Origin of the sequence: Austwickia sp., from assembly GCA_016699675.1 — a bacterium.
GTDB lineage: Bacteria > Actinomycetota > Actinomycetes > Actinomycetales > Dermatophilaceae > Austwickia.
In genome coordinates, this window is sequence record CP064985.1 from 2773521 (window position 1) to 2796544 (window position 23024).

General features: G+C 72.8%; 18 protein-coding genes and 1 tRNA gene. 12 read left to right on the plus strand and 7 right to left on the minus strand.

Annotated features, from left to right (window positions below):
- Positions 1–171 precede the first annotated feature (171 nt).
- The 7 genes from IPK37_12655 to IPK37_12685 form a co-directional block, all read right to left on the minus strand.
- The gene (locus IPK37_12655; protein QQR99825.1) at positions 172–867 is read right to left on the minus strand and encodes an SDR family NAD(P)-dependent oxidoreductase; all 696 of its coding nucleotides are present in this window, start codon (positions 865–867) and stop codon (positions 172–174) included.
- Between the two features lie 107 nt (positions 868–974).
- Positions 975–5795: a multicopper oxidase domain-containing protein gene (locus tag IPK37_12660; protein QQR99826.1), complete on the minus strand. Its 4821-nt coding sequence runs from the start codon at positions 5793–5795 to the stop codon at positions 975–977.
- A gap of 24 nt (positions 5796–5819) precedes the next feature.
- The gene (locus IPK37_12665) at positions 5820–6740 is read right to left on the minus strand and encodes a DUF2182 domain-containing protein (protein QQR99827.1); all 921 of its coding nucleotides are present in this window, start codon (positions 6738–6740) and stop codon (positions 5820–5822) included.
- Positions 6688–7350: a DUF1326 domain-containing protein gene (locus tag IPK37_12670; protein ID QQR99828.1), complete on the minus strand. Its 663-nt coding sequence runs from the start codon at positions 7348–7350 to the stop codon at positions 6688–6690. Before IPK37_12670 ends, IPK37_12665 begins: the two co-directional genes overlap by 53 nt.
- 43 nt (positions 7351–7393) lie before the next feature.
- Positions 7394–9139 carry a hypothetical protein gene (locus IPK37_12675; GenBank protein QQR99829.1) on the minus strand — a complete coding sequence of 582 codons (1746 nt, stop codon included), beginning with the start codon at positions 9137–9139 and terminating at the stop codon, positions 7394–7396.
- 546 nt (positions 9140–9685) lie between these two features.
- The gene (locus tag IPK37_12680; GenBank protein QQS02853.1) at positions 9686–10081 is read right to left on the minus strand and encodes a DUF779 domain-containing protein; all 396 of its coding nucleotides are present in this window, start codon (positions 10079–10081) and stop codon (positions 9686–9688) included.
- 239 nt (positions 10082–10320) lie between these two features.
- The gene (locus tag IPK37_12685; GenBank protein ID QQR99830.1) at positions 10321–11844 is read right to left on the minus strand and encodes an aldehyde dehydrogenase family protein; all 1524 of its coding nucleotides are present in this window, start codon (positions 11842–11844) and stop codon (positions 10321–10323) included.
- A 280-nt stretch (positions 11845–12124) separates the two neighbouring features.
- On the opposite strand from IPK37_12685, the gene IPK37_12690 reads away from it, so the two are divergent.
- The 12 genes from IPK37_12690 (at position 12125) to IPK37_12745 (ending at position 22917) form a co-directional block, all read left to right on the plus strand.
- Positions 12125–12829 carry a hypothetical protein gene (locus IPK37_12690; protein QQR99831.1) on the plus strand — a complete coding sequence of 235 codons (705 nt, stop codon included), beginning with the start codon at positions 12125–12127 and terminating at the stop codon, positions 12827–12829.
- An 85-nt stretch (positions 12830–12914) separates the two neighbouring features.
- The gene (locus IPK37_12695) at positions 12915–13496 is read left to right on the plus strand and encodes a MazG family protein (protein ID QQS02854.1); all 582 of its coding nucleotides are present in this window, start codon (positions 12915–12917) and stop codon (positions 13494–13496) included.
- Positions 13493–15151 (plus strand): hypothetical protein, encoded by a 1659-nt coding sequence (locus IPK37_12700; protein QQR99832.1) that lies wholly within the window; start codon positions 13493–13495, stop codon positions 15149–15151. The genes IPK37_12695 and IPK37_12700 overlap by 4 nt, the downstream gene beginning before the upstream one ends.
- Before the next feature lie 318 nt (positions 15152–15469).
- On the plus strand, positions 15470–16759 hold the full coding sequence (eno, locus tag IPK37_12705; GenBank protein QQR99833.1) for a phosphopyruvate hydratase: 1290 nt from the start codon (positions 15470–15472) through the stop codon (positions 16757–16759).
- A gap of 230 nt (positions 16760–16989) precedes the next feature.
- Complete coding sequence (locus IPK37_12710; protein ID QQR99834.1) at positions 16990–17523, plus strand: septum formation initiator family protein; 534 nt, start codon at positions 16990–16992, stop codon at positions 17521–17523.
- A complete protein-coding gene (locus IPK37_12715; protein ID QQR99835.1) occupies positions 17520–18116 on the plus strand; it encodes a DUF501 domain-containing protein in 597 nt (198 codons plus the stop codon). Before IPK37_12710 ends, IPK37_12715 begins: the two co-directional genes overlap by 4 nt.
- Entirely contained in the window at positions 18107–19174 is a 1068-nt protein-coding gene (locus tag IPK37_12720; GenBank protein ID QQR99836.1) for an exopolyphosphatase, read from the plus strand. The genes IPK37_12715 and IPK37_12720 overlap by 10 nt, the downstream gene beginning before the upstream one ends.
- Positions 19175–19191: 17 nt before the next feature.
- A complete protein-coding gene (locus IPK37_12725; protein QQR99837.1) occupies positions 19192–20046 on the plus strand; it encodes a uracil-DNA glycosylase in 855 nt (284 codons plus the stop codon).
- A gap of 65 nt (positions 20047–20111) precedes the next feature.
- Positions 20112–20188, plus strand: a tRNA-Leu gene (locus IPK37_12730).
- Positions 20189–20320: 132 nt separating this feature from the next.
- A complete protein-coding gene (locus IPK37_12735) occupies positions 20321–21277 on the plus strand; it encodes a Bax inhibitor-1/YccA family protein (GenBank protein ID QQR99838.1) in 957 nt (318 codons plus the stop codon).
- Between the two features lie 24 nt (positions 21278–21301).
- Complete coding sequence (locus IPK37_12740; protein QQR99839.1) at positions 21302–21703, plus strand: hypothetical protein; 402 nt, start codon at positions 21302–21304, stop codon at positions 21701–21703.
- 98 nt (positions 21704–21801) lie between these two features.
- Positions 21802–22917 carry a hypothetical protein gene (locus tag IPK37_12745; protein ID QQR99840.1) on the plus strand — a complete coding sequence of 372 codons (1116 nt, stop codon included), beginning with the start codon at positions 21802–21804 and terminating at the stop codon, positions 22915–22917.
- Positions 22918–23024: the final 107 nt, after the last annotated feature.

The following is a 23024-nucleotide window of genomic DNA, read 5'->3' on the forward strand; positions in this document are numbered from 1 at the left end:
TGGGGGAAATAGGGCGCCAGTGCGGGTGGGGACTAGCGGGGGATCAGCGCGCCGGGGGATCAGCGGCTCCGGAGGATCACCGGCCCCGGGGGCGCAGCATGCGGCGCTTGGCCTCGTCCGGGAGCACGCCGGCCAACGTCATAAGCGCCCGGTAGGGGCGGCGGGGGAAGCTCACCGGAGAGTCGCGGCGCAGGGCCTCCAGGGCCTGCGCCGCGCAGTCGTCGGCGCTGATCCGCATCCACTGCGGCGGGCCCGAGGCCGCGCCCTGGTCCATGCCGGCGACCTGGTCGAACTCGGTGTCGACCGGGCCGGGCGCCAGCTCTGTCGCGTCACGCCCGTGCCCGCCAGCTCGAGCCGCCACGACTCGCACAGGCCGTGGACGTAGTGCTTGGTGGCGGCGTACACCGCGCCGTTCGCCATCGGCATCTGACCCGCGCCGGAGCCGACCACCATGATCGCGCCGGCGCCCCGGGCGGCCATAGCCGCCCCCACCCGCCGTACGAGTGCCGTCGTCGCGGTGACGTTGACCGCGATGAGTTGGGCGATCCGGTCCCAGTCCTGGTCGACGAAGCGGCACTCCTGCCCGAGGCCGGCGTTGTTGATCAGGACGTCGATCGGGCCCGCGGCGAGGATCTCGTCGGCGAGAGCCGAGACGGCCGAGGTGTCGGCGAGATCGGTCGGGCGCACGGTGACGCCCAGCTGCGGGTGGCCGGCGCGCAGCTCCCCGGCGAGGGCCTCGAGCCGGTCCCGGCGCCGGGCGACGAGGACCAGTTCGGACGCGGTGGGCGCAAGCCGTCGGGCGAGCGCCGCGCCGATGCCGGCGGAGGCGCCGGTGACGAGCATGCGGCCGGTCAGAGAGGTCGTCATGCGCCGATCATGGCGCGCCACGACGCGGCTGGTGTGGCCGGGCGATGGCGTTCCGGTGACGTGGCCGTGGACCGCCGCCCTTCGTGCCCGACTGGGGGCTGCGCCGTTCACTCGACGCGGAGGGTCGCCCAGACGCCGAGCTCGGTGCCCCACCGGAAGGCGCCGGTACGCACGCAGTGATCGCCGGTGTGCTCGGGGGTCATGACGCACGTCTCGGCCCACCCGGGCGCCACCCCCGACAGCGAGCCCACCCACGGACCGCGCCGCACCCACGGGGCGAACGGCCAGGCCAAGCCGTGGACGGTGAGGGTGTGCTGGCGTGGCTTGTCGCCCGCACCCAGCACCCGCAGCCACAGCGGTGTGCCACGCCGCGCGTGGCTGAGCGGCTGCTCGGACTCGGCGTACCGCGGAATCCCTCGGTGCACCAGCCCGCTGCGGTAGCTGACGGCCTTGTGCCCGCTGTCCTCGGGATCGTCCCCCGGCACGACGTCGGGCACCGGCAGGTCGGGGTGCCCGTTGACGAACAACCGCAGCCCGTCCTGGATGAACACCGTCGACTCCTGCGCGACGACCTGGCCCTGCTCGTCCCGGAGCTCCGCGGCCGCACCGCTCCACGCCTCGCACTCCTGGCCCTGGACGCCGGGCCCCGGTGGGGAGGCCAGGGGTGCGAAGGGGCGAACGTCGCCGGGCTCGACGATCAGCGCCCCCACCAGCCCGTGGTGCCGGTGGTTGCGGATGTCGGCGAAGTCGTAGAGCAGGCAGGCCGTCCCCGGGCCCTCCCGGTGCGTGGTGGGCGCCAGGAACTCGTCCGCGTACCACCACATCTCGGTCCAGTTCGCCTCGGCATGGTCGTGCCCGCCGCGGTGGACGACGCGACCGCCGGCACCGTGGCCGCCAGCGCCGTGGCCGCCGCCGTCCTCCTCGTCGGCGCGCGGTGACGCCACGGTCCCGTCGGTGTTCCGGCCCACGAATGAACCGTCGGAAGAGACCACGTCGTAGCTGAGCAGGCTGGCGTGCAGCGAGACCCGCGGGCTCACCGTACGCCGGTCGGGCCGCCCCCATTCGTCGAGATGCTCCAACGGCAGCCGCGGCGGGGACGGTTCGACGTCGAACGGGGCCAGGCCCACGACGTCCTGCTCGCGGACCACCTCGTTGACGACGAAGACCCTGACCCACTCGCCGCGTCGGGCGCGCAGCACGAGCGGATCGGTGGACGGGACGACGGTCCGAGGCCGCCACCGGCCGGTCTCCCGCGCCGCCCGCTCCTCCTCGGCGTCGTACTCCGCCACGAGGTACTGCAGGCCCCACGGATCGGTGAGGTGATGGCCGGCGTACAGGTGCTCGGTCCGCCGCGCCACCACCACGAAGGTGCGCACGGGCTCGGTGAACCGCCCGGAACCACGTCGGCCGGGGCGCGGCGGCGCCGCGGCCGCGACCTCCATCCGGTGGCGCGCGGCCTGGGGATCGCCGCTGAGATCGGGCAGCGGACAGAGTCGCGAGGTGTTCTCGTCCGTCGGGCGGAGGACCCGCACGAGCCCCCAGCAGCCCACCCACAGATCGTCCATCGGGGCGAACGCCCACAGGTGATCGCCCACGCCGTACGGCGAGCCGTTCGTCGGGTCGATGTCGAGGGTGAACGCCTCGGAGATGCCGATGGTCTGCTGGTTGACCAGCGGTGCGGTGGGGTTGCCCCAGTCCCGTCGCCAGCGCATCCCGTGCACCACGAAGCTGTGCTGCTCCTCGTGCGAGCCCTGGATGAGCCGGATGCGCAGCCGCTCACCGGGGTAGCCCTCCAGGAGCGGGGTGTCCGGGTCGCCGCGGGTTCCATGCAGGTTCGTGCCGGAGTGGGCGCTGCTGGAGAACCACAGGGACGGGTCGTCACCGCGGAACGTGAGCGGGGCGTTGCGGTAGTTCACAGCCATCGCACCGGGGTCGTCGTCGCCGCTCAGGGTCCGCGGCGGGTTCAGCGGTCGTCCGCCGCGGTCGAGCAGTGGAACGAAGTCACCGACCGCGAGGCAGGCTTCGCGGAACGGCGGCAGGCCGCAGGACGATGGCGGTACGACGACCGCACGGCTCCCTGTCCAGGCGGTGACGTCTTGGTCGTCGGCGGTGTGCCACTGCGATCCGTGGGGCTCGGCGATCAACGCCGCGAACAGGCCGTGCTTCTGACGGAAGTTCGCCAGCAGGTGGTCGTGGAAGAAGCACGGGCCGAACTCCTCGTCGACGACCCACCGGTGCAGGCTCTGGGTTCGCTGCTCGCCGGGATGGTCCGAGCCCACCGCCTCCCGGCAGCTGGCCCCCGACAGGTAGTTCCAACCCGTCGCCGACCCGTCGGCCGCGAGCACGTCGAACTTGACCATGTGCACGTGCAGACCGCACTCCACAGGCGCCTGCCCCACGTCGAACCCGTCGGCCGGGAACGAGGTCAGAGCGTTGTGGAGGCGCAGTTCGACCACGTCGCCGTGGTTGGCCCGGGGGAAGAACGGCTCGGGGTTGACCGAAGCCGGCGTGCGAAACGACTCGGTGGGCCGGACGATCCGCTCCGTGCCGTCGGGGTCCCTTTCCCGCACCGCGACGGCAAGCAGCCGGTAGTGATGTCCGAGGGGGTCGTGCCAGCCCGCAGCGTTGTAGGTGATCGGGGAGCTGACCACCTCGACGTCGTAGGACACGATCCGCAGCGGCCCCCTCATGGCGGCGGCCCGGTTCGCCTCCTGCGCCAGGCCGTCAAGATCGACGAACAGCGCACCCGGCTGGGCGCCGTCGCGGCACGCCGGGTCCATCGCGGTGCGCTCCTTCTCGCTGGCCAGGTCCATCCCCAACAGCAGCCGGCGGCCGTTGCGGTGCTCGGGCACCGCAGCGGGAGGGGGCGGGGACTTCATCGGGAAGTCCCCGTCGATGAACCACGGGAACCCCGGCGCCGCCTCGGTTGGCGGTTCCGGTGTCCGGCCCGGCAGCGGCCGCAGCGCCGGGCAGGGCGTGCCGTCGGGGTAGGCGCGGCGGCCGTCGACGAGCCGGTCGAAGCTGCGCCACAACCCCCACATGCCGTGGTGGAAATGGGGATACAGGTGGCAGTGCCAGATGACGTCGCCGAAGGACCGTTGCCGGCTCCCCGACCCGTAGAGCGGCTCGATCGTGACCGCCGTCTGCGGGCCGATGGTGATCGCGTCGAGCAGCTGGGAGCCCTTCGGAGCCGGGCTCCCGTCCGGCAGGCAACCGTGCACCGACGGGGGTGCGACGTCCTGCGGGATCGCCCGCCACTGGTGCACGTGCAAGTGCCACACGTGGGTTTCTTTAACGCCCGGGTGGACGAGCCGAACCCGGCACGGGTCCCCCCGGTAGGCCCGGAACACCGGCGTGACCGGTTCCCCGAACAGCCAAGAGCTGTGGTGCTGCTCCTCCCCGGCGATCCGCTCCAGCCACTCGCCCTCCGGGGTCCGCGCCGTCCAGAACTGCTCATCCAGTTCCTCGCCGAGGCGCGAACAGACCGCCGTTCGGTCGACGCCGACCTGGTCGACGTCCGGCTCGTGGCGGGTCCGCGCCACCTGCTCCCGCAGGCGATGCGGCAGGCGGTTGTGCATCGGCTCGGCCCGGTAGGACAGCGGCATGACCGTGTGCTCGCCCGTCGTGTGCAGCCCGGAGTGGATCTCGGGCTCGTCGTGAATGAAAACCGCGAATTCGCGGAAGCTGCGCGGCACCTCGTCGGAATGGAAGTCGACGAAGCGCCGGTGTGCCTGGGTGCCGACCGGTTCGTCGGCGACGAGGACGTCGACGTACAGACCGGCGTCGTACGGCGTGTCGCTGAGCGTCAGCCCCGACGTCGGGTCGCTCCACGTGGTGCCGGGCGGCTCGACGACGAGCGCACCGAACAGTCCGTGCACGTTGCTGCCGCGTTCGCTGCCCCGGGCATCGGCGAGGTCGTTGATGGGCCAGACGCCTTCGTGCTCCGCGTTGTGCACGAGCGTGAGCCGCTCGCCCGGCGCGAGCGTGGTGTCGGGATTGGCGCCGATGTGCGCGCCGTCGCAGTGCCGCACGCCGGCACCGTCGGTGGTCGACATCCCGCCGCCTTGGACGTGGAACCCGAACCGGCGCCGCGACAGCCCGTTCTCGACCGTGATCGTCACCGGCTCGCCCCGGCGCGTGCGCAGCACGTAGGGCTCGACGAGCGGCAGCGGCTTCATCGGGTTGAACCGGTCGTAGGGGCCGCGGTCGATCCCCGGGGCCGACAGCGGCGTCCGGTGGTCGTTGAGGATCAGCTGCTCGACCCGCTCGCGGGGGACTCCGGACTTGTCGGCCAGGCGGGCCGCGTTGAAGCGGCGATGGGGGTCGGCCTCCAGGTCCGTGAACCACGCGGCGATGGCCCGGTCGAGGAGGTGCGTCTGGTCGCGCCAGTGCGCGATCCACGCGGTCCGCTCCTGGGGGCTGAGACTGACCAGCCGGATGCGGGTGCTGTCGAGCACGTCGAGATCCTGCGGAGGACCGGCGGCGTCCGGGGGCCGGTCGTCCGCTAGCTCCGCGAGGGCAACCCGCAGCTCGTCGAGGGTGCGCTGCACGTTGAGTCGGACGGCGCCGGCTCGGTGCGAGGGCCGGCGCCGGCCGTGGGCGAGCCGGTCCTCGGCCTCACCGTATTCGGGGACCTGCTCGCGGCGGAGCAACTCGGCGAGCAGCTCCTGATCCTCGTCGGGGCCGTGCCGTAGCCGCTTCAGCATCTCCTCCAGCCGCTCGAGGGCGTCCACGACGAGCTGGGCGCGTTGGCGTTTGCGGTGCAGGGTGGGCAGGCGACGGTCGTCGTCCTCGAACCGGGCGCGCGCCCACCTCAGCAATGGCTCGTGGGCCTTCGGGGCGAGCACCATCCCGTCGGGGTCGTGGTCTCCGTCGAGGGTGTACACGATCGGCATCTCGAGCGCGATGACATGGCGGCAGTTGCTCATGGCTGGACTCCTTTCCAGGACGGGTCAGACAACCCAGGCGGCGGGCACCGCGCCGGCAAGCACGGCCACACCGAGGATCACGGTGGCCGCGCCGATGGCGGGGACGAAGGGGCGCGCCGACGGCAGGAGCCGCTCCAGCGCCATGACGAGGGCGAGCGTGACCATCACCGGCATGGCCGGCATGCCGACCACGAGGGTGAGGGCCATCAGCGCCCAGCAGCACCCGACGCAGACGGCGCCGTACTGCGCGCCGATCCACGCCGCGGCCCTGCGCGGCGGGATCGAACCCCACCGGAGCAACGCGAGCGCGGCGGGGCTGCGACAGGACGTCAGGCAGGCCCGTTTGGCGGGGCTGAACTGCCAGAGCCCAGCGGCGACGACCACGGCTCCGGCCGGGATCCCGGGGTGGGCCTGGAGCCAGGTGTGGGCGGCCGCCGGGAGTCCCGCGCGGACCATCGCGTCCGCTGCGAGGTAGGCCAGGCCGACGAGCGACCAGAGGGCGGTGAAGGCGGTGGCTGTGAGCGTGAGGAGGATGGCCCGGTCCGGGCGGGTGCCCGCGAGCCGGGACACCACCCGCAAGAGCGGCACGGCCGGCGGCAGCATCATCGCCACGACCATGAGCACCCACCCCGCGGCCCGGGTCACAGCGGGCCCGAGAGATGGGGCGGCGGCGGTGAGTGTGGCCGTGCCCCTGTGGGTCGCGCCTCCGTGGGTCGTGTTCCCGTGGGTCGTGCCAGCGTGGCTGGCGACATCGGGGGCGAGGCCCCCGGGGCTGGCGATGTCGTGGGCGACGTCGCCGTGGGATGCCCCGTGGGTCAGGGCCAGCCCCACCCAGGCGAGAGCCGCGACCGCCAGTACCGCCGACACCAGCAGGCGATCAGGCCGCGCCGCATCAGTTGTCGGGCGCGTCACCATCGCCGTCGTCCATCCGATCGTCGTGGACATAACTGAACGGTCCCGTCATGCTCGACCGGCCGGTGACGTCGAGCGGGGGCCCAGGCAGGGCGGAGATGCCCACCCGCAGGACGTTGGTTCGGCCCGCCGTGACGGCGTTGTCCCCGATGCCGTGCTCGCGATGGAGCGCCGTGCCAGTCAGGCGCAGCGGCTGGGACGAACCGTCGAAGTGCTCGCCAGTGCCGCGCGCGCCCACCAACTGGGTACCCCCCGTCGTGCGCACCTCGACGTCGAAGCGCTCCCCGACGCTGGTGCACGTGATTCTGGCCCGCCCCCGGTCGACGACGTCGCCGGTCACGCGCGCGAGTTCGGCCAGCGGACCGCCGGCGTGGCCCGCGAAGGCGGCGAGCAGCGGATCGACGGCTTCGTCCGGCACGTCATCGACGTACAGCGCGGAGGTGCTGCTGCCCCCGCGGCGGCTGTCGCCGTGCACGGTGACACTGACCAGGTTGCCGCCGCCCACCTCGATGCCGCGGATGCTCGAGCCGGGCGCGAACTGCCAGGCGAACAGCCCGGCGCAGTAGTCCTCGGTGGGCTCGTCCTCGACCCAGCAGGGGCACATCAGGGTGCAGTTGCAGGCTTCGATGAAGGTGCCGGTCAAGCGGTATCCGCGGGCCATGGGTCGCCCTTTCTGTGTTGAGGGGTCAGTGGCGGATGTCGATGGGGGCCGTGGTCGTGACGCCGTGCCCGGAGGTCACGGTGACCGTCGCGACCCCCGCGGGAGGCGCCGGGGGATCCGGCTTCACGGGGCCCTCGCCCGGCAGGGTCGCCACCACGGACCAGGCGTGCGTGACGTCGACGGGCACGGTCCCCAGGAGGATCCCCGCATAGCTCACCGACACCACATTGGGCAGCACCCCCACGCACGACCCCTTGATGCGGAACTGGCGGCGGTCCGTGCGGTACTGACTGCTCTGCACCCGGAGCTGGTCCGGGGGTGGGGGCGGGTTGACGGTGACAGTGACGTCCTCGGACGCCGTACCGCCCGGCCCGGTGACGGTGAGCCTGAAGCCGAGCGTCTCCGGGAACTGGGCCGTGAAGGTGGCCGTGGCGCCCTGGACGTCGAGCGCGACCGGCGTACCGCTGGTCTGCGTCCAGGTCCACGCCGTGGCGCCGGTGGAGGCCGAGCCGTCGAGCGTGACCGGGAGCGTCGCGGCCACCTCCTGGGTGAGGACGGTGCGCGCGACCGGCCCCAGCGACGCAGCTGCGGGACCGACCACCCGGACCGGCGCGCTGCCGGTGCCCCCGCCTGAGGAGGTGACGACCACGGTCGCCGGTGGGGCTGCGACGACGATCGGCACGTCAAGCGGGGTGTTGGGCTCCAGGCTGAGGGTGACGCCGGTCGCGTCGGAGCTTGCGGCGAGCACCGTGAGTTCGCCGCTGGCGGCGTCCCACACCGCATCGGACACGACGACGAGATCGCTGACCGGCAGCGTGGACCGCGTGGCGGGGTTGTCGCTGGTGTTGACCACGGTTGCGAGCGTGGGTACGGCGTCGAGGGTGGCGTGAGCGACGTACCTGGGTCCCGTGCCGACAAGCGGCACGGCGGGTACGTCGAGGGCCAGTTCCTGCCCTGCCGTCGCGGTCGCGTGGACGGCCAGCGTGACAGCGCCGGCGCTGGTGCGCGAATACGAAGCGCGGTCGAGCGTGACGCCCTGACGCGTGGCCTTCTTCCCCTGCACGGTGAACAGGTCGGTGTAGACGACGTTGACGTTGCCCGGATCGGCGGGGTCTCGGGGACCGCCGTAGGCGCCGATGTCCGTGCCCCCCACCCGGAAGTAGTTTGTCCCGAACGGGCTGCCGGTGACCGGCCGCTCGTCGACCCCGTTGCCGATGTAGCCGTCCGGTGCGCCGGACGCCCAGGTCAGAAACGGCGCGACCCCTCCATCGCGGACCACCCGGTCGAAGAGCTGGTCAGCGATGCCCCGATCGTCGGTGACAAAGACCCGGCCACCCTCGTCGGCGGTCGCCACGGTGACCCCGTACGGGTGCGTGATCTCGTAGCGATTCCCAGGGACGACATCATCCATCCGGACCCGGATGCGGGCGAAGACCACGCGGGCCGAGGCGTCGGGGACGCCCGGCCCCCCAAAGGCCGCCTCGAGAGCCAGGACCAACCGGGCCCGAGCCCCCTTGCCGGGGCCCCCGAGGTCTATCCGGGCCTCAGCGAGGAAGTAGAAGGCTTCCTCGGGGAAGTTGTCGGGGACGTTGAGGGGCTTGCCCGGCATGGGGGTGGGGTCGACGGCAGGCAGGTAAGGGTCGGCGCCACCGACGCCCAGTTCGAGTTTGGTGCCGGTGTGGTCCTCGTACCAGAGCGGAAAGCCGTGCACCGGATCGATCGGGCCGACGGCGCGCAGCCGCTTGTCATTCGCTACGGGGGTCTTCGGCATGGGGAGCCTCCAGGAGGTGGGGACGGCGGGGCCGCGAGCCGGCTCGGAGAGCGGCGGAAGACCGCCGCCCTACCGCGTCGACGCTGTGTGAGAGCGGCCGCACGCCCCGCTGATACACCGGCGCGACACAGAGATTGCCCGGGCGGGTCGGCGGCGCCGCCTCGCCGCAGGACGTGCCGCAGGCGGGGGCGGGAAGGGGTCGGATGACCCGGGCTTGGCGCAGGCTGCGCGCTCATCGCCCCGGTGCTCGATGTCGCCACCGTCTCGCGCCATGACGGGTGCCCCCTGGGCGCGTGGATCCATTCGGCCGAGTCCCAGGCCGACGTGCCGGGTCGCCACCGACGATCACCTCGATCACCGACGCCCGGGCCGCGTCTCGGCGGCGGCTGTCAGGCGAGGAGTTCCGCGACCGTGATCGTGATCTCCTCGCCGTCGATGTGCAGCGTGACCTGGGAACCGTCGCCGGTGGGCTGGGGACAGCGCCGCCGGGGCGGCGGGGGTGTGGAGAAACGGTAGCCCGTGCGAGCCCCGTAACCGAGCCGTCTGTCAGGCCTCAGCGCGGGGACCCAAGGCGGCACGCTCGGCGTCCGTGAACAGGCGCGATCGGGTGAGGAAGCGCATCCCTTCGGGGCCCTCGACGCTGAACCCCGCACCACGCCCGGGCACCGCGTCGATGGTGAGGCGGGTGTGCTTCCACGCGGCGTACTGCAGTCGCCCGATCCACACCTCGATCGGCGCCAGTCCGGGTACGTCGAGTGCGCCCAGCAGCACGTCCGCATCGCCGGTGAGAAAATCCCCGACCGGATAACACATCGGGGCGCTGCCGTCGCAGCACCCGCCGGACTGGTGGAACATGACCGGGCCGTGCTTGGCCACGACGGTGCGCAGCAGGTCGGCGGCGGCCGGCGTGACGGCCACACGCGCCGGGCCGTCGGTCGGCAGCTCCTCGACGCCGGCCGCGTCGAAGCGGCACGCCTCCTCGTCGGGGGTGACCGGCTCGCTCACGGCGTACCTCCTGCATGAGGTGGGGCGGGGACCGTTCGTGACCTGCGGGTTGGGTGCCCTGGCACGGAGCGGGTGGGGCGAGCGGTCGGGTGGGCCGGAGCGCCCGTACGCCGAGTGCCCGGACCCCACGAGATTCGAGGGGTGGGCGGGACCCGACGTACGGGCGACGGGATCGATCAGAAGAAGCCCATCTTGTCGGGCGCGTAGCTGACCAGCAGGTTCTTGGTCTGCTGGTAGTGCTCGAGCATCATCTTGTGGTTCTCCCGGCCGATGCCGGACTGCTTGTACCCACCGAACGCCGCGTGCGCGGGGTAGTGGTGGTAGCAGTTCGTCCAGACGCGGCCGGCCTTGATGGCGCGACCCATCGCATAGGCCCGGTGAACGTGCCGCGACCAGACCCCGGCGCCGAGCCCGTAGAGCGTGTCGTTGGCGATCGACAGCGCCTCGGCGTCGTCCGCGAACCGCGTCACCGACACCACCGGCCCGAAGATCTCCTCCTGGAAGATCCGCATGTCGTTGCGGCCCTCGAAGACGGTGGGCTGCACGTAGTAGCCGCCGGACAGGTCCCCGCCGAGGTCGACCTTCTCGCCGCCGACCAGGACCTTCGCGCCCTCCTGCTTGCCGATGTCGAGGTAGGACAGGATCTTCTCGTACTGGTCGTTGCTCGCCTGCGCGCCCATCATCGTCGAGTCGTCCAGCGGGTCGCCCTGCTTGACCGCCTTCACCCGCTCGATGCCGTCGGCCATGAACTGGTCGTAGATCGAGGCCTGGATCAGCGCCCGGGAGGGGCAGGTGCACACCTCGCCGGAGTTCAGCGCGAAGAACGCGAAGCCCTCCAGCGCCTTGTCATAGAACGCGTCCTTCTCCTCCGCGACGTCCTCGCAGAAGATATTGGGGCTCTTGCCGCCCAGTTCGAGGGTGACCGGGATGATGTTCTGCGAGGCGTACTGCATGATCAGCCGCCCCGTCGTCGTCTCACCCGTGAACGCGATCTTCGCGATCCGCGGCGAGGACGCCAGCGGCTTGCCGGCCTCGACCCCGAAGCCGTTGACGACGCTGACCACGCCGGCCGGCAGCAGGTCGCCGATGAGCTCCATCACCTTGAGGATCGACCAGGGCGTCTGCTCGGCGGGCTTGAGGACCACGCAGTTGCCCGCGGCCAGCGCCGGTGCGAGCTTCCAGACCGCCATGAGGATCGGGAAGTTCCACGGGATGATCTGGCCGACCACCCCGAGCGGCTCGTGGAAGTGGTAGGCCACCGTGGTCTCGTCGATCTGGCTGATCCCGCCCTCCTGGGCCCGGATGCACCCGGCGAAGTAGCGGAAGTGGTCGACGGCCAGCGGGATGTCGGCGTTGAGGGTCTCCCGCACCGCCTTGCCGTTGTCCCAGGTCTCGGCCACGGCGATGTCCGTCAGGTTGGCCTGGATGCGATCGGCGATGGCGAGCAGGATGTTGGACCGCTCGGTCGCCGAGGTCTTGCCCCAGGCGTCGGCCGCCTTGTGCGCCGCGTCGAGGGCGGCGTCGATGTCCTCGGCCGTGCCGCGCGCCACCCGCGTGAAGACCTGGCCGGTGACCGGCGTGATGTTCTCGAAGTACTCACCCTTGACCGGCGGCACCCACTCGCCCCCGATGTAGTGCTCGTAGCGGTCCTTGACCTCGATGCTGCTGTCCGAGGTGCCGGGCCGGGCGTAGACGGTCATGAATGCTCCGTTCGTCGGTGAACGCGGCTGGTCGTGGACTGTGATGGCGATCACGTTAACCCCCCTCGCCGGGCGGCGGCCAGCGCTGGGCGGGCGGGGCTGCGCCGAAACGACGTACGGCGTCCCGGCCGGCGCCAGTGCCGCCCGCGAGGCTCCGGGTCGCCTCGCCGGGGAGCCCGAGGGTCGGCGCGAGAACGACGTACGGCGTCGCACGGCAGGGGGCATCCCCGTCGGGGGTAGGCTCGGGCACTGGAGACGTTCGTGCCCGAAAGGACCCCTCGTGAAGCCTCGACTGACCCCTCGACTGGGCCACTGTGGTGCGGCGGCGGCGCTGGTCGTCGCGGCGACCGGGCTCGCGGGCTGTGGCAGCGCCGACCCGTCGGCCGCGGCCATCGTGGACGGCCAGGTGATCAAGGACGCCGACCTCTGGTCGGTCATTCACGACCTGGCCAAGGTGCCGCGCAACGCGGAGATCGGGGTCGGCGAAGTCCTTCCTGTCCTCATCCAGGCCGAAGTGGTCCGCAACCACGCCGCGGAACTGAAGGCGCCGGCGGCGAGTGCCGAGGCGGCGCGATTGCAGTTGAGGTCGTTGATTCCCGCTGGCCAGCCGGAGCCGGTCTGGAGCGACGCGACGGTCAGCGCGTTCCAGGATGCCGCGTCGCTGGGCCCCGTCCTCAACGGCCCGTCGCAGGCGAAGGCCGTGGAGCTGATCCAGAAGGCCGACATCGCCGTGAACCCGCGGTACGGCGAGTTCGACCGCAAACAGCTGACGCTCGCGTCGGCGACCCCGAACTGGATGGCTCCGATGCCCCCCGCCCCTCCGCAGCCGGAGCCGACCCAGCCGCAGCCGGGACAGCCACAGCCGGGTGGCAACCCCAGCACGCTGCCGGCGCCGACGGGTTCCCCGGCTCCGGGTGGAGCGCCGGCGACGCCCGCCACGCCCGCACCGGCCGCCTCGACGCCGGCCCCGACGACCTCGAAGTGACCGCCGGAGGGACCTCGCGGTGACCTCGAGCCCGTCGAGCCCCGCGCGCCCGGACCTGACGGGGGTCGCCGAGCTGGTCGAGGTCATGGACGCCCTGCGGTCCCCGGGCGGCTGCCCCTGGGACGCCGAGCAGACGCACGCCTCGCTCGCGCCGTACGCCGTCGAGGAGGCCTTCGAGCTCGCCGAGGCGATCGAGAACGGCGACCGCGAGCACGTCCGCGAGGAGCTCGGCGACCTGCTCCTCCAGGTGGTCTTCCACGCGCGGGTGGCGCAGGAGGACGCCGCCGACCCGTACGACCTCGACGACGTCGCGCGCGGCATCGCCACCAAGCTGCGCCGCCGCCACCCGCACGTCTTCGCCGACGGCGACGCCCGCACCCCCGCGCAGGTCGAGGCCCGCTGGGAGGAGCTCAAGGCGGCGGAGAAGCCGGAGCGGACGAGCGTGTTCGACGGCATCCCCCGCGGCATGGCCGGGCTGGAGCGGGCCGCCAAGGTGGTGGCGCGGCTGGATCGGGCCGGGCGGCTCGACGTCGCCCAGGAGGCCGCGCGGGGGACGGACGTGGGCGCGCGGATGCTGGCGCTGGTGCTGGCGGCGCGGGACGACGGGGTCGATGTGGCGACGGCGCTGCGCGGCACGCTGCAGCGGATCGAGACGAGCGGGCTGTGAGGCGGCGGGCACGCGCCCGGTCCGGCGGGCTCTGCGGGTCCGGCGCGGCGGCGGCCGCGATCCTGGCCGGGCTGGCGGCATCCGCGCTGCTCACCGCGTGTTCCCTCGCCGCCCCCGGTCAGCAGGCGTCCGGGTCGGGTTCGTCGGTGACGTCGGGAACCGCCGGTACGTCGGCCGCCGCGGGCCACGACGCCGCGTGGGTGGCGGACGAGAACGCGAAGCCGGGCACCCCGGGCTGGACGGTGGCGGACCCCGCCGGGGACACCGAGCTGGCGGGGTACTTCGGCCAGGTGAGCGTCTTGGCGGGCGAAGACGCCACGCTCTACGCCACCTCGACGCTCGGGGACTACACACTCACGGCGTACCGGTTGGGCTGGTACGGCGGGACCGGCGCCCGCGCGGTGTGGACGAGCCCGACGCCGGTGCGCGGCGTGCCGCAGCCACGGGCGGAGGTGGCGGCCGACCGTACGGTGACCACGCGTTGGCAACCCTCGGCGACCGTTCCAACGACGGGCTGGCCGGAGGGCAGCTACCTGGTCGTTCTCCGCGCGCCGGGATCGGGGAAGGCAAGCTACGTGCCGCTGGTCGTGCGCACCGGCGAGTTGCGGGACCGGCTCGTGCTCGACTCGGCGAACCTGAGCTACCAGGCCTACAACCAGTGGGGCGGGCACAGCCTCTACAAGGGGCCGACCGGGGCGTTCGCGACGCGCAGCCACCGGGTGAGCTTCGACCGGCCGTACGACCGGGGCGGAGCCATGGAGCACTTCAAGTTCGAGGTGCCGATCGTGCAGCGGGCCGAGCGGGTGGCCGCCGAGGCGGGCCTGAACCTGGGCTACACCACTGCCTGGGACCTCGACCGCCGGCCCGGGATCCTCGCGGGGGCGCGCGGGTTGGTGACGATGGGCCACGACGAGTACTGGACCGTCCCCGAGCGCGACGCCGTCGAGCAGGCGCGCGACGCTGGCACGAACTTGGCGTTCCTCGGTGCGAACGCCGCCTATTGGCGGGTGCGGCTGACCGACGGTACGACGGGTGCGGGCCGCACCATGGTCGGATACAAGGACGCCGGCCTGGACCCCGTCCAGGGCCCGGCGACGACGGCGCTGTGGCGCGGCGCCCCCGCGCCCAAACCGGAGAACTCCCTGACCGGCATGCTCTACGAGTGCTTCCCCGCGCGCGGGCCGCTGGTCGTGCGGGACGCGTCGTTCTTCGCGTTCGCCGCCGCGAAGGCGACCGACGGGGCGACGTACCCGGGGTTGGTGGGCACCGAGATCGACCGCGCCTATCCGATCGCCGGCACCCCGAAGAACGTTCAGGTCGTTGCGCATTCGCCGGTCCCGTGCGCGACGAAGGGCCAGACGTACGGCGACACGACGTACTACACGGCCACCTCCGGGGCCGGGGTCTTCGCATCGGGCACCATGTTGTGGACGGCGGCACTCGCGGGGACGACGACCGGCACCGGCATGACGGACCGGTCGGTGACCTTCGCGAGGGACGTCACGGATGCCCTGCTGCGGGAGATGGCCAAGGGGCCGCTCGGGCGGGACCATCCGGCGACCGGCAACCTCGCCGGGCTCGGGGCGTCGACCTCGACCGAGCACGGCACGGGGGGACCGATCGGCTCGGGCCTGGTCGTCACCGACGACGATTAGGGCGGTCGGCACCGACGGGTAGCGCGGTCGGCGCCGCCGACGTCCGACCCGGGACGACCATGCGCCCCCACCGCAGCCAACGAGAACCAAGAACCAAGAACCGAGAACCGAGAACAAGGAGTAACGCGACGACTACGCGGAGTTGAACGTCCGCCCCGCCCGATTCGGCGGGTCGGGATCCCACCGCAGCGTGCGGCCTCGGGGGCGCGACCGCCCATCGCCTCCGGGCGGGCGGCTCGTCGCCCCGCCGCCGCTGGGAACCCCCGGCTTGTAGGCTCGGGGCCGTAGAGAACCCGCTCACGTCGCAAGGAGAATTCCGTGGCAAGCATCGAGGCAATTGGCGCACGCGAGATCCTCGACTCGCGCGGCAACCCGACCGTCGAGGTCGAGGTTGTGCTCGAAGATGGGACGATGGCCCGCGCGGCCGTCCCGAGTGGCGCCTCCACCGGTGCGTTCGAGGCCGTTGAGCTGCGCGATGGGGACAAGGGCCGCTACCTCGGCAAGGGCGTCGAGAAGGCCGTCGAGCACGTGGTCGAGGACCTGCAGCCCCGGCTCCTGGGCTTCGACGCGGCCGACCAGCGGCTCATCGACAACGAGATGCTCGCCATCGACGGCACCGAGAACAAGGGCTCGATGGGCGCGAACGCGATCCTCGGCGTCTCCCTCGCCGTGGCCCGGGCCGCGGCCGACTCGGCCGGCCTGCCCCTGTACCGCTACGTGGGTGGCCCGAACGCGCACGTCCTGCCGGTGCCGATGATGAACATCCTCAACGGCGGCAGCCACGCTGACTCCAACGTGGACATCCAGGAGTTCATGATCGCGCCGATCGGTGCCGAGAGCTTCCGCGAGGCGCTGCGGATGGGCGCCGAGGTCTACCACTCCCTCAAGAAGGTGCTGCACGACAAGGGCCTGGCCACCGGCCTCGGCGACGAGGGTGGCTTCGCGCCGAACCTGGAGTCCAACCGCGCCGCGCTCGACCTGATCGGCGACGCCATCCGCGCGGCCGGCTACGACTTCGGCAAGGACGTCGTCGTCGCGCTGGACGTCGCCGCGTCCGAGTTCTACAAGGACGGCGGCTACGCCTTCGAGGGCGGCACCAAGAGCGCCGGCGAGATGATCGACTACTACGCGGAGCTCGTCTCGGCGTACCCGCTGGTCTCCATCGAGGACCCGCTGAACGAGGACGACTGGGAGGGCTGGAAGCAGATCACCGAGCGCCTCGGCGACAAGGTCCAGCTCGTCGGCGACGACCTGTTCGTCACCAACCCGACCCGCCTCAAGCGGGGCATCGACTCCGGCACGGCGAACGCGCTGCTGGTCAAGGTGAACCAGATCGGCTCGCTCACCGAGACGCTGGACGCGGTGACGATGGCGCAGATCGCCGGCTACAAGTGCATGATGAGCCACCGGTCCGGCGAGACCGAGGACACCACGATCGCCGACCTGGCCGTCGCGACCAACTGCGGCCAGATCAAGACCGGTGCTCCGGCGCGGTCCGAGCGCGTGGCGAAGTACAACCAGCTGCTGCGCATCGAAGAGGACCTCGACGACGCGGCGGTCTACGCCGGCGCGTCCGCGTTCCCGCGGTACCAGGCCTCGGAGGGCTGAGCATGTCGGGAGGCAACCGTCGCCCCGGGGGCACGTCGGGTCGGACCCGACGGGCCCCCGGGGCGCGTCCGCCGCGGACCGGCTCGCCGGGCCGGGTGGGCGAGGCGGTGCGCCCCACCGCGGGACGAAGCGAGGCCCCGGGCCGCCGAGGTGAGGGCGGGTCGCGTCGCCTCTCCGAGCCCCTCGCCCGGTTGACCGGGCCGGCCAGGCGGTTGGCGATCCTCGGCGCGGTGGTGGTGCTGCTGGCGTTGATGCTGGTGCCCACGGTGCGCTCCTGGTTCGAGCAGCGGCAGGAGCTCACTGAGCTGCGCGCCAAGGTCACCCAGCAGGAGCAGACCGTGCAGGCGCTGCAGGAGGAGAAGGCCCGCTGGGCCGACCCGGCGTACGTCGAGCAGCAGGCCCGGCAGCGCCTGAAGTTCGTCAAGCCGGGCGAAGTCGCGTTCACCGTGATCGGCGCGGATCGGCTCGCGGACACCCGCGAGGGCCAGGTCCGCGGCCAGATGGTCGCGCCCGCGAACGACGATCAGATGAGTTGGTACACCCAGCTGTGGACGTCGGTGGAGCTCACCGATGGGATCGGGCGCGGCACGACGCGCCTCGACGGGAACTCGAACCCGACCCCGACCGAGGCGCCGACCACGACGCCGACCCAGACCCCGTCCGCGCCGCAGTCCGTGCCGGGCGCCGGCGGGGACCAGCCGGCGCCGCGGCAGAGCGCGTCGCGCCCCGCGAGCACGGCGAGCGCCCCGGGCACCGGCCGGTGAGCCAGGCCCCCGACCCGCCGTACCCGCCCGCCACTCCCGCCGATCTCGCCGCGACCACGGCACAGCTCGGTCGCGAGGTCCGGGGCGTCGCGGGCGTCGCGCACCGCTGCGCCTGCGGGCTGCCGGACGTGCTGGCCACGGCCCCGCGACTGCCCGACGGCACCCCGTTTCCCACGACGTTCTACGCGACCTGCCCGCGGCTGACCGGCGCGATCTCGACGCTGGAGACCACCGGGGTGATGCGCGAGATGACCGAGCGGCTCGGCGCGGACGCCGAGCTGGCGGCCCGGTACGCCGCCGCCCACGAGGACTACCTGCGGCGGCGCCACGCGCTCGGCGAGGTGCCCGAGATCGCCGGGGTCTCCGCCGGGGGGATGCCGAGCCGGGTCAAGTGCCTGCACGTGCTGGTCGGGCACGCCCTGGCGGCGGGTCCCGGGGTCAATCCCCTGGGGGACGAGGCGCTGGCGCTGCTGCCCGATTGGGCTGCGGCCGGGCCGTGCGTGACCGTGCCGGCGGCGGCCGGGGGATCGTCGCCGGTGGGGGACGGCGGGGCTACGTCGGGTGGGGAGCCGGAGGGTACGTCGTGCGGGTAGCGGCCATCGACTGCGGCACCAACTCGCTGCGCCTGCTCATCAGCGAGGCCGACGCGTCGGGGGCCGGGGGAGGCGGGGGCGCCGGGGACGTCGGTGCGGGCGACTCCGCGCCCGGCTCGACGTCGAGTGCCGTGGCGACACCGACCGACGTGGTGCGCCGCACCGAGATCGTGCGGCTCGGCCAGGGCGTGGACGCCACGGGGCTGATCGCGCCAGAGGCGATGGAGCGCGCGCTGCTGGTGATCGACTCCTACGCGCAGGAGTGCGACCGGCACGCGGTCGAGGCGGTGCGGTTCGTGGCCACCTCAGCGTCTCGGGACGCGAGGAACGCGGACCAGTTCGCCGCCGGGGTGCGGGCCGCGTTCGCGCCGTACGCCTGGGGCCGCGACGTCCGCCCCGAGGTCATCTCGGGGCAGGAGGAGGCGGCGCTGTCGTTCGCGGGGGCGACGGCGGCGGTCCGAGCCGCCGGCCACGCGGCGCCGTACCTCGTCGTCGACCTCGGCGGCGGCTCAACGGAATTCGTCCGTGGCGGCGACGCGCCGCAGGCGGCGATCTCGGTCGACGTGGGGTCGGTGCGGCTCACCGAGCGGCTGCTGGGTTCCGACCCGCCCTCGACCGCCGACGTCGCGGCCGTGGCGGGAGCGACGGATGCGGCGCTGGACGAGGTGGCCCGGACCGTGGACCTGGCGGAGATCGCGACCCTCGTCGGAGTGGCAGGCACGGTGACCACCCTGACGGCGCTGGCCCTGGACCTGCCGAGCTACGCGGACTGGGACGTCCACCTGGCGACCTTCCCTCCCGAGGCCGTGCTCGCCTCATGCGCCGAGCTCGTCGCCATGACCCGCGCCCAACGCGCGGCGCTGCCGGTGATGGTGCCCGGCCGGGCGGACGTCATCGCCGCCGGGGCGATCGTGTGGTCGCGCGTCGTCGCGCGGGTGGCGGAGTCCTCGCCGGGGTTGGCCGTGGTCACGTGCGTGCACGACATCCTCGACGGCATCGTCGCGGACCTGCTCCGCGCGTCCTCCGGCGGCGCAACGGCACGCGGCGACCGTTCGTGACCAGCCCCGATGGTGCCATGGCACCCAAGGCGCAGGTCACGAACGGTCGGGAGTGGCCGCACCCGGTGACGGGGGTGAACTTCGGTTCGCCGGTGCCGCCGGGCAGCGGGTGGCCGGGGGACCCGGCGTCGGCGGCGACCCCGGTGTGTCGCACGGCGGGCGAGGTGGCGGCGCGGGCAGCGACGGCGGCCGGCCTCGCCGAGCTGGACGCGCTGGTCTCGGTGTGCGCGGCCTGCCCGCGGCTGGTGGCCTGGCGAGAGGAGGTCGCGGTCACGAAGCGGGCGGCCTTCGCGGACCAGCCCTATTGGGGCCGGCCCGTCCCCTCGTACGGCGACCCGGCCCCGCGCCTGCTCGTGGTCGGGCTCGCCCCCGCGGCCCACGGCGGGAACCGGACGGGGCGCATGTTCACCGGCGATCGCAGCGGCGACTGGCTCTACGCGGCGCTGCACCGGGCCGGGCTCGCCGTCCGGCCCACCAGCGTCGCAGCCGGCGACGGGTTGCGCCTGGTCGGGGCGCAAATCACCGCCCCCGTGCACTGCGCCCCGCCCGCCAACAAGCCGACCACGGCCGAGAAGGCCACCTGCGCGCCGTGGCTGGATCGCGAGTTGGCCCTGGTCGGGCCGACGCTGGAGGGGATGCTCGCGCTGGGCAAGATCGGGTGGGATGCGACGCTGCACGCCGTACTCCGAGCGGGGTGGGCGACCCCGCGCCCCGCCGTACCGTTCACGCACGGCTCCCTCTCGCCGCTGACCACCCCGGACGGGCGCTCGGTGCGCCTCGTCGGCAGCTACCACGTGAGCCAGCAGAACACGTTCACGGGCAAGCTCACCCAGCCCATGCTCGACGCGGCGATCGCGGCGGCGCTGGCCTGACCCGCCGGAAGCACGGAGCGGTCTTGCCGCGCGGCGCGCAGGCCCTCCTCGGATAGCCTGACCCTGCCCCCGTGGCCCAACCGGCAGAGGCAGGCCACTTAAAATGGCTCAAGTGCGGGTTCGAATCCCGTCGGGGGCACCAAGCCTGTGAGCTGCCGATATGCGCCCAGGTCTCACCTGATGGACAGATGGGGAACGCCGCTTCGACGTGCGGCGTTGCAGGCAGCGACCGCGCAAACCGCGCGCGCCACCCACTTCGGAGGAACCACCCCCCATGAGCAACCCCGTCTTCAACCGGATCGACAAAGAGGCGAAGGAAGGCCAGTACGCCGGCTTCGGCCCCGGTCAGGCGTCGTTCCCGCAGGGGTACGGCCAGGGCCAGCAGGGCTACGGTCGACACGGCCAGCCCCAGGACCACATGCCGCAAGGCCAGGGCTACGGCCAGCAGCCGCAGGGCTACGGCCAGCAGATGCCCTACCAGCCGCCGCAGTACGGCCAGATGAGCAACGACCAGCTCAACCAGATGTACCAGCAGCCGTCGGCCGGCCCGGTCCAGATGGGCCGCGTCACGCTCGACGACGTGCTGATGAAGACGATGATGCTGTTCGGCATTCTGCTCGCCACCACGGCTTTCAGTTGGGTGACCATGGGCAGCAACCGGGCTCTCGGCTCCACGCTGTGGATGGTCGGCATGTTCGGTGGCCTGGGCGTGGGCCTGGCCATCGCGTTCATGAAGAAGATCAGCCCGCCCCTGATCATCGCCTACGCCGCCTTGGAGGGCCTGTTCGTCGGCGCGATCAGTCGAGTCTTCGAAGGTCAATACCGCGGCATCGTCGCGACTGCCGTCGTCGCCACGCTGTGCGTGTTTGTCGCCATGTTCGTGGGTTGGAAGGCCGGCTACATCAAGGTCACCGCGCGTGCGCGCCGGATCGTCGGAATGGCCATGGTCGGCTACCTGATCTTCGGCCTGATCAGCCTTGCTGTGGCGATGCTCGGTGGAGGCAATGGGTGGGGGCTGTTCCCGTTCGGCACCCCGCTGGGCATCGGCATCTCGCTGTTCGTCGTCGGCTTGGCCGCCTACACCCTCGCCATGGACTTCGACTCGATCGACCAGGCCATCCGTACCGGCGCCCCCGAGAAGTACTCCTGGCTGCTCGCCCACGGCCTCATCGTTTCGGTCGTGTGGCTGTACCTGGAGGTCCTGCGCCTCATCGCTCAGTTCCGCGAGTGAGCCTGCGGGAGTAATCTCCCGGTCGTGATCGTCGACCCGCCGCCGCATCCCGTCCCGGAAGCGGCCCGCGTCGAACTGGAGCGCCTGGGCGCGCGGTGGCGAAGGCTGCCGTTGCCCCAGGCGCTTCGGCTTGCCCCGGCGCTGCGCGCGCTCGCGCAGCGGTTCGCCGACGAGTGCGCGAACGGTACGGCGGCCGCAGCGAAGATTCCCGATCTCGGCCCGGCCGCGGCGTACGACCAGCTGGTCACCCTGACGTACGACGTCGCCCGGCACCGCGCCGCCCACCCGGGGTCGATCCCCGCCGCTCCGGTGGCCCCGGCCCCGGCAGCGCCGTCCCGCCCCCTCGATGACCTGGGCGCGGCGCTCGCGACCGAGCTCGCCGCGCTGCGCCGCCGGCTCGATGAGCCGGCCCCCCGCGACGCCTGAACTACGATCCGGTAACCCCCGTAACCTGCGCCGTTGCCCACGCGTCTGGCTCTGTAGAGGCCCGCCGTCGTCGTCGGGCCCAGGGGGAAGGGGGAGTCATGAGCATCCAGCGGAGGCTGTCCCGACGGGGGATGGCCGTCATCCTCGGGACCGGAGTGCTGGCCGGCGCGATCGCGTGTTCGTCGGCGCCGCCGGGGACCGGGACGACCAGCGGATCGTCCACGCCCGCGACCAGTGCCGCGACCAGCGGGGGCCCGACCGAGCCCACCGCGGACGCCTCGTCCTCGGCCGCGCCACCAAGCGCCGGCGCCACCGAGCAGGCACCTGCCGACCGGCCTGCGCCCGCCGTACCGCCGATCGACGCGGCCGCGGCGCAGCGGTTCGCGGGTCAGCAGTGCCGCAGCCAGCTGGCGGTGCTCACGCCGCCGACCGCGAGCCTGATCGAGACGACGAACCTGACGGCCCGCAGCCTCGGTCGCATCGAGGGGGTCACCGGGTCGCCGCGGCTCGCCGACCTCGCCGGCCTGACCGGCCAGAATTTCGTGGCGGGCCGCGGCCTGCTCAGCGTCGAGGCCGACGGCACGCTGCGGGGCCGCTGGGCCGTCTTGCAGATCGCCAAGGGCACGCTGACCGAGACCGGGTCGGTGCGGGAGGACGTCGTGCTGGGCACCGGGTTCGGGGACGCCCGCGCCATCGGGGGCCTGCTGCGCGGGCAGGGCGAGCCGTACCCCGCGGTCGCCGTCCTGCGCACCGACGGCCGGTTGGAGCTCTACCGCGCCGCGGCGGACCTGCGCGGGCCGCTCGCGCTGGCCAAGCCCCGCACCATCGCCACGGGGCTGACCTCCGCCACCGCCGTCACCGCCTTGGGCTCCAGCCAGCCCGGGCCGCCGCCGCGCACGGTGCTCGTGCTGGTCGCCGACGCCCGGGGGCTGACGCAGTACGTCGTGGACGTGGACCACCCGGCCTCGGCGCCGGCATCGCGGCTGGTGACGAGCGCCATCCCGGCCGGTGTCGTCGGCATCGGCAGCGGCTTCTGCACCACCGGCGCCGGCAATGACCTGCGCCCCACGGGGCAGGGGATCTACATCCTGCACGACGCCGACCGGCGCGGCCACGTCTACTTCGGCGACTGGGACCAGCTCTTGGGTCGCGGCTCGCTCAGTTACGTCGGCTCGCTGACGCTGCCTGTCAGCGGCGGCACGGTGGCGCCCTGACGGACCGTTCCCCCAGAGTTCACGCGGACGGGTCGTATCGACCGGGCACCCTTGGTATCGTCCTCGAACACGAGCGTTTGCCAATCCGATATCGATGCTCATGATTC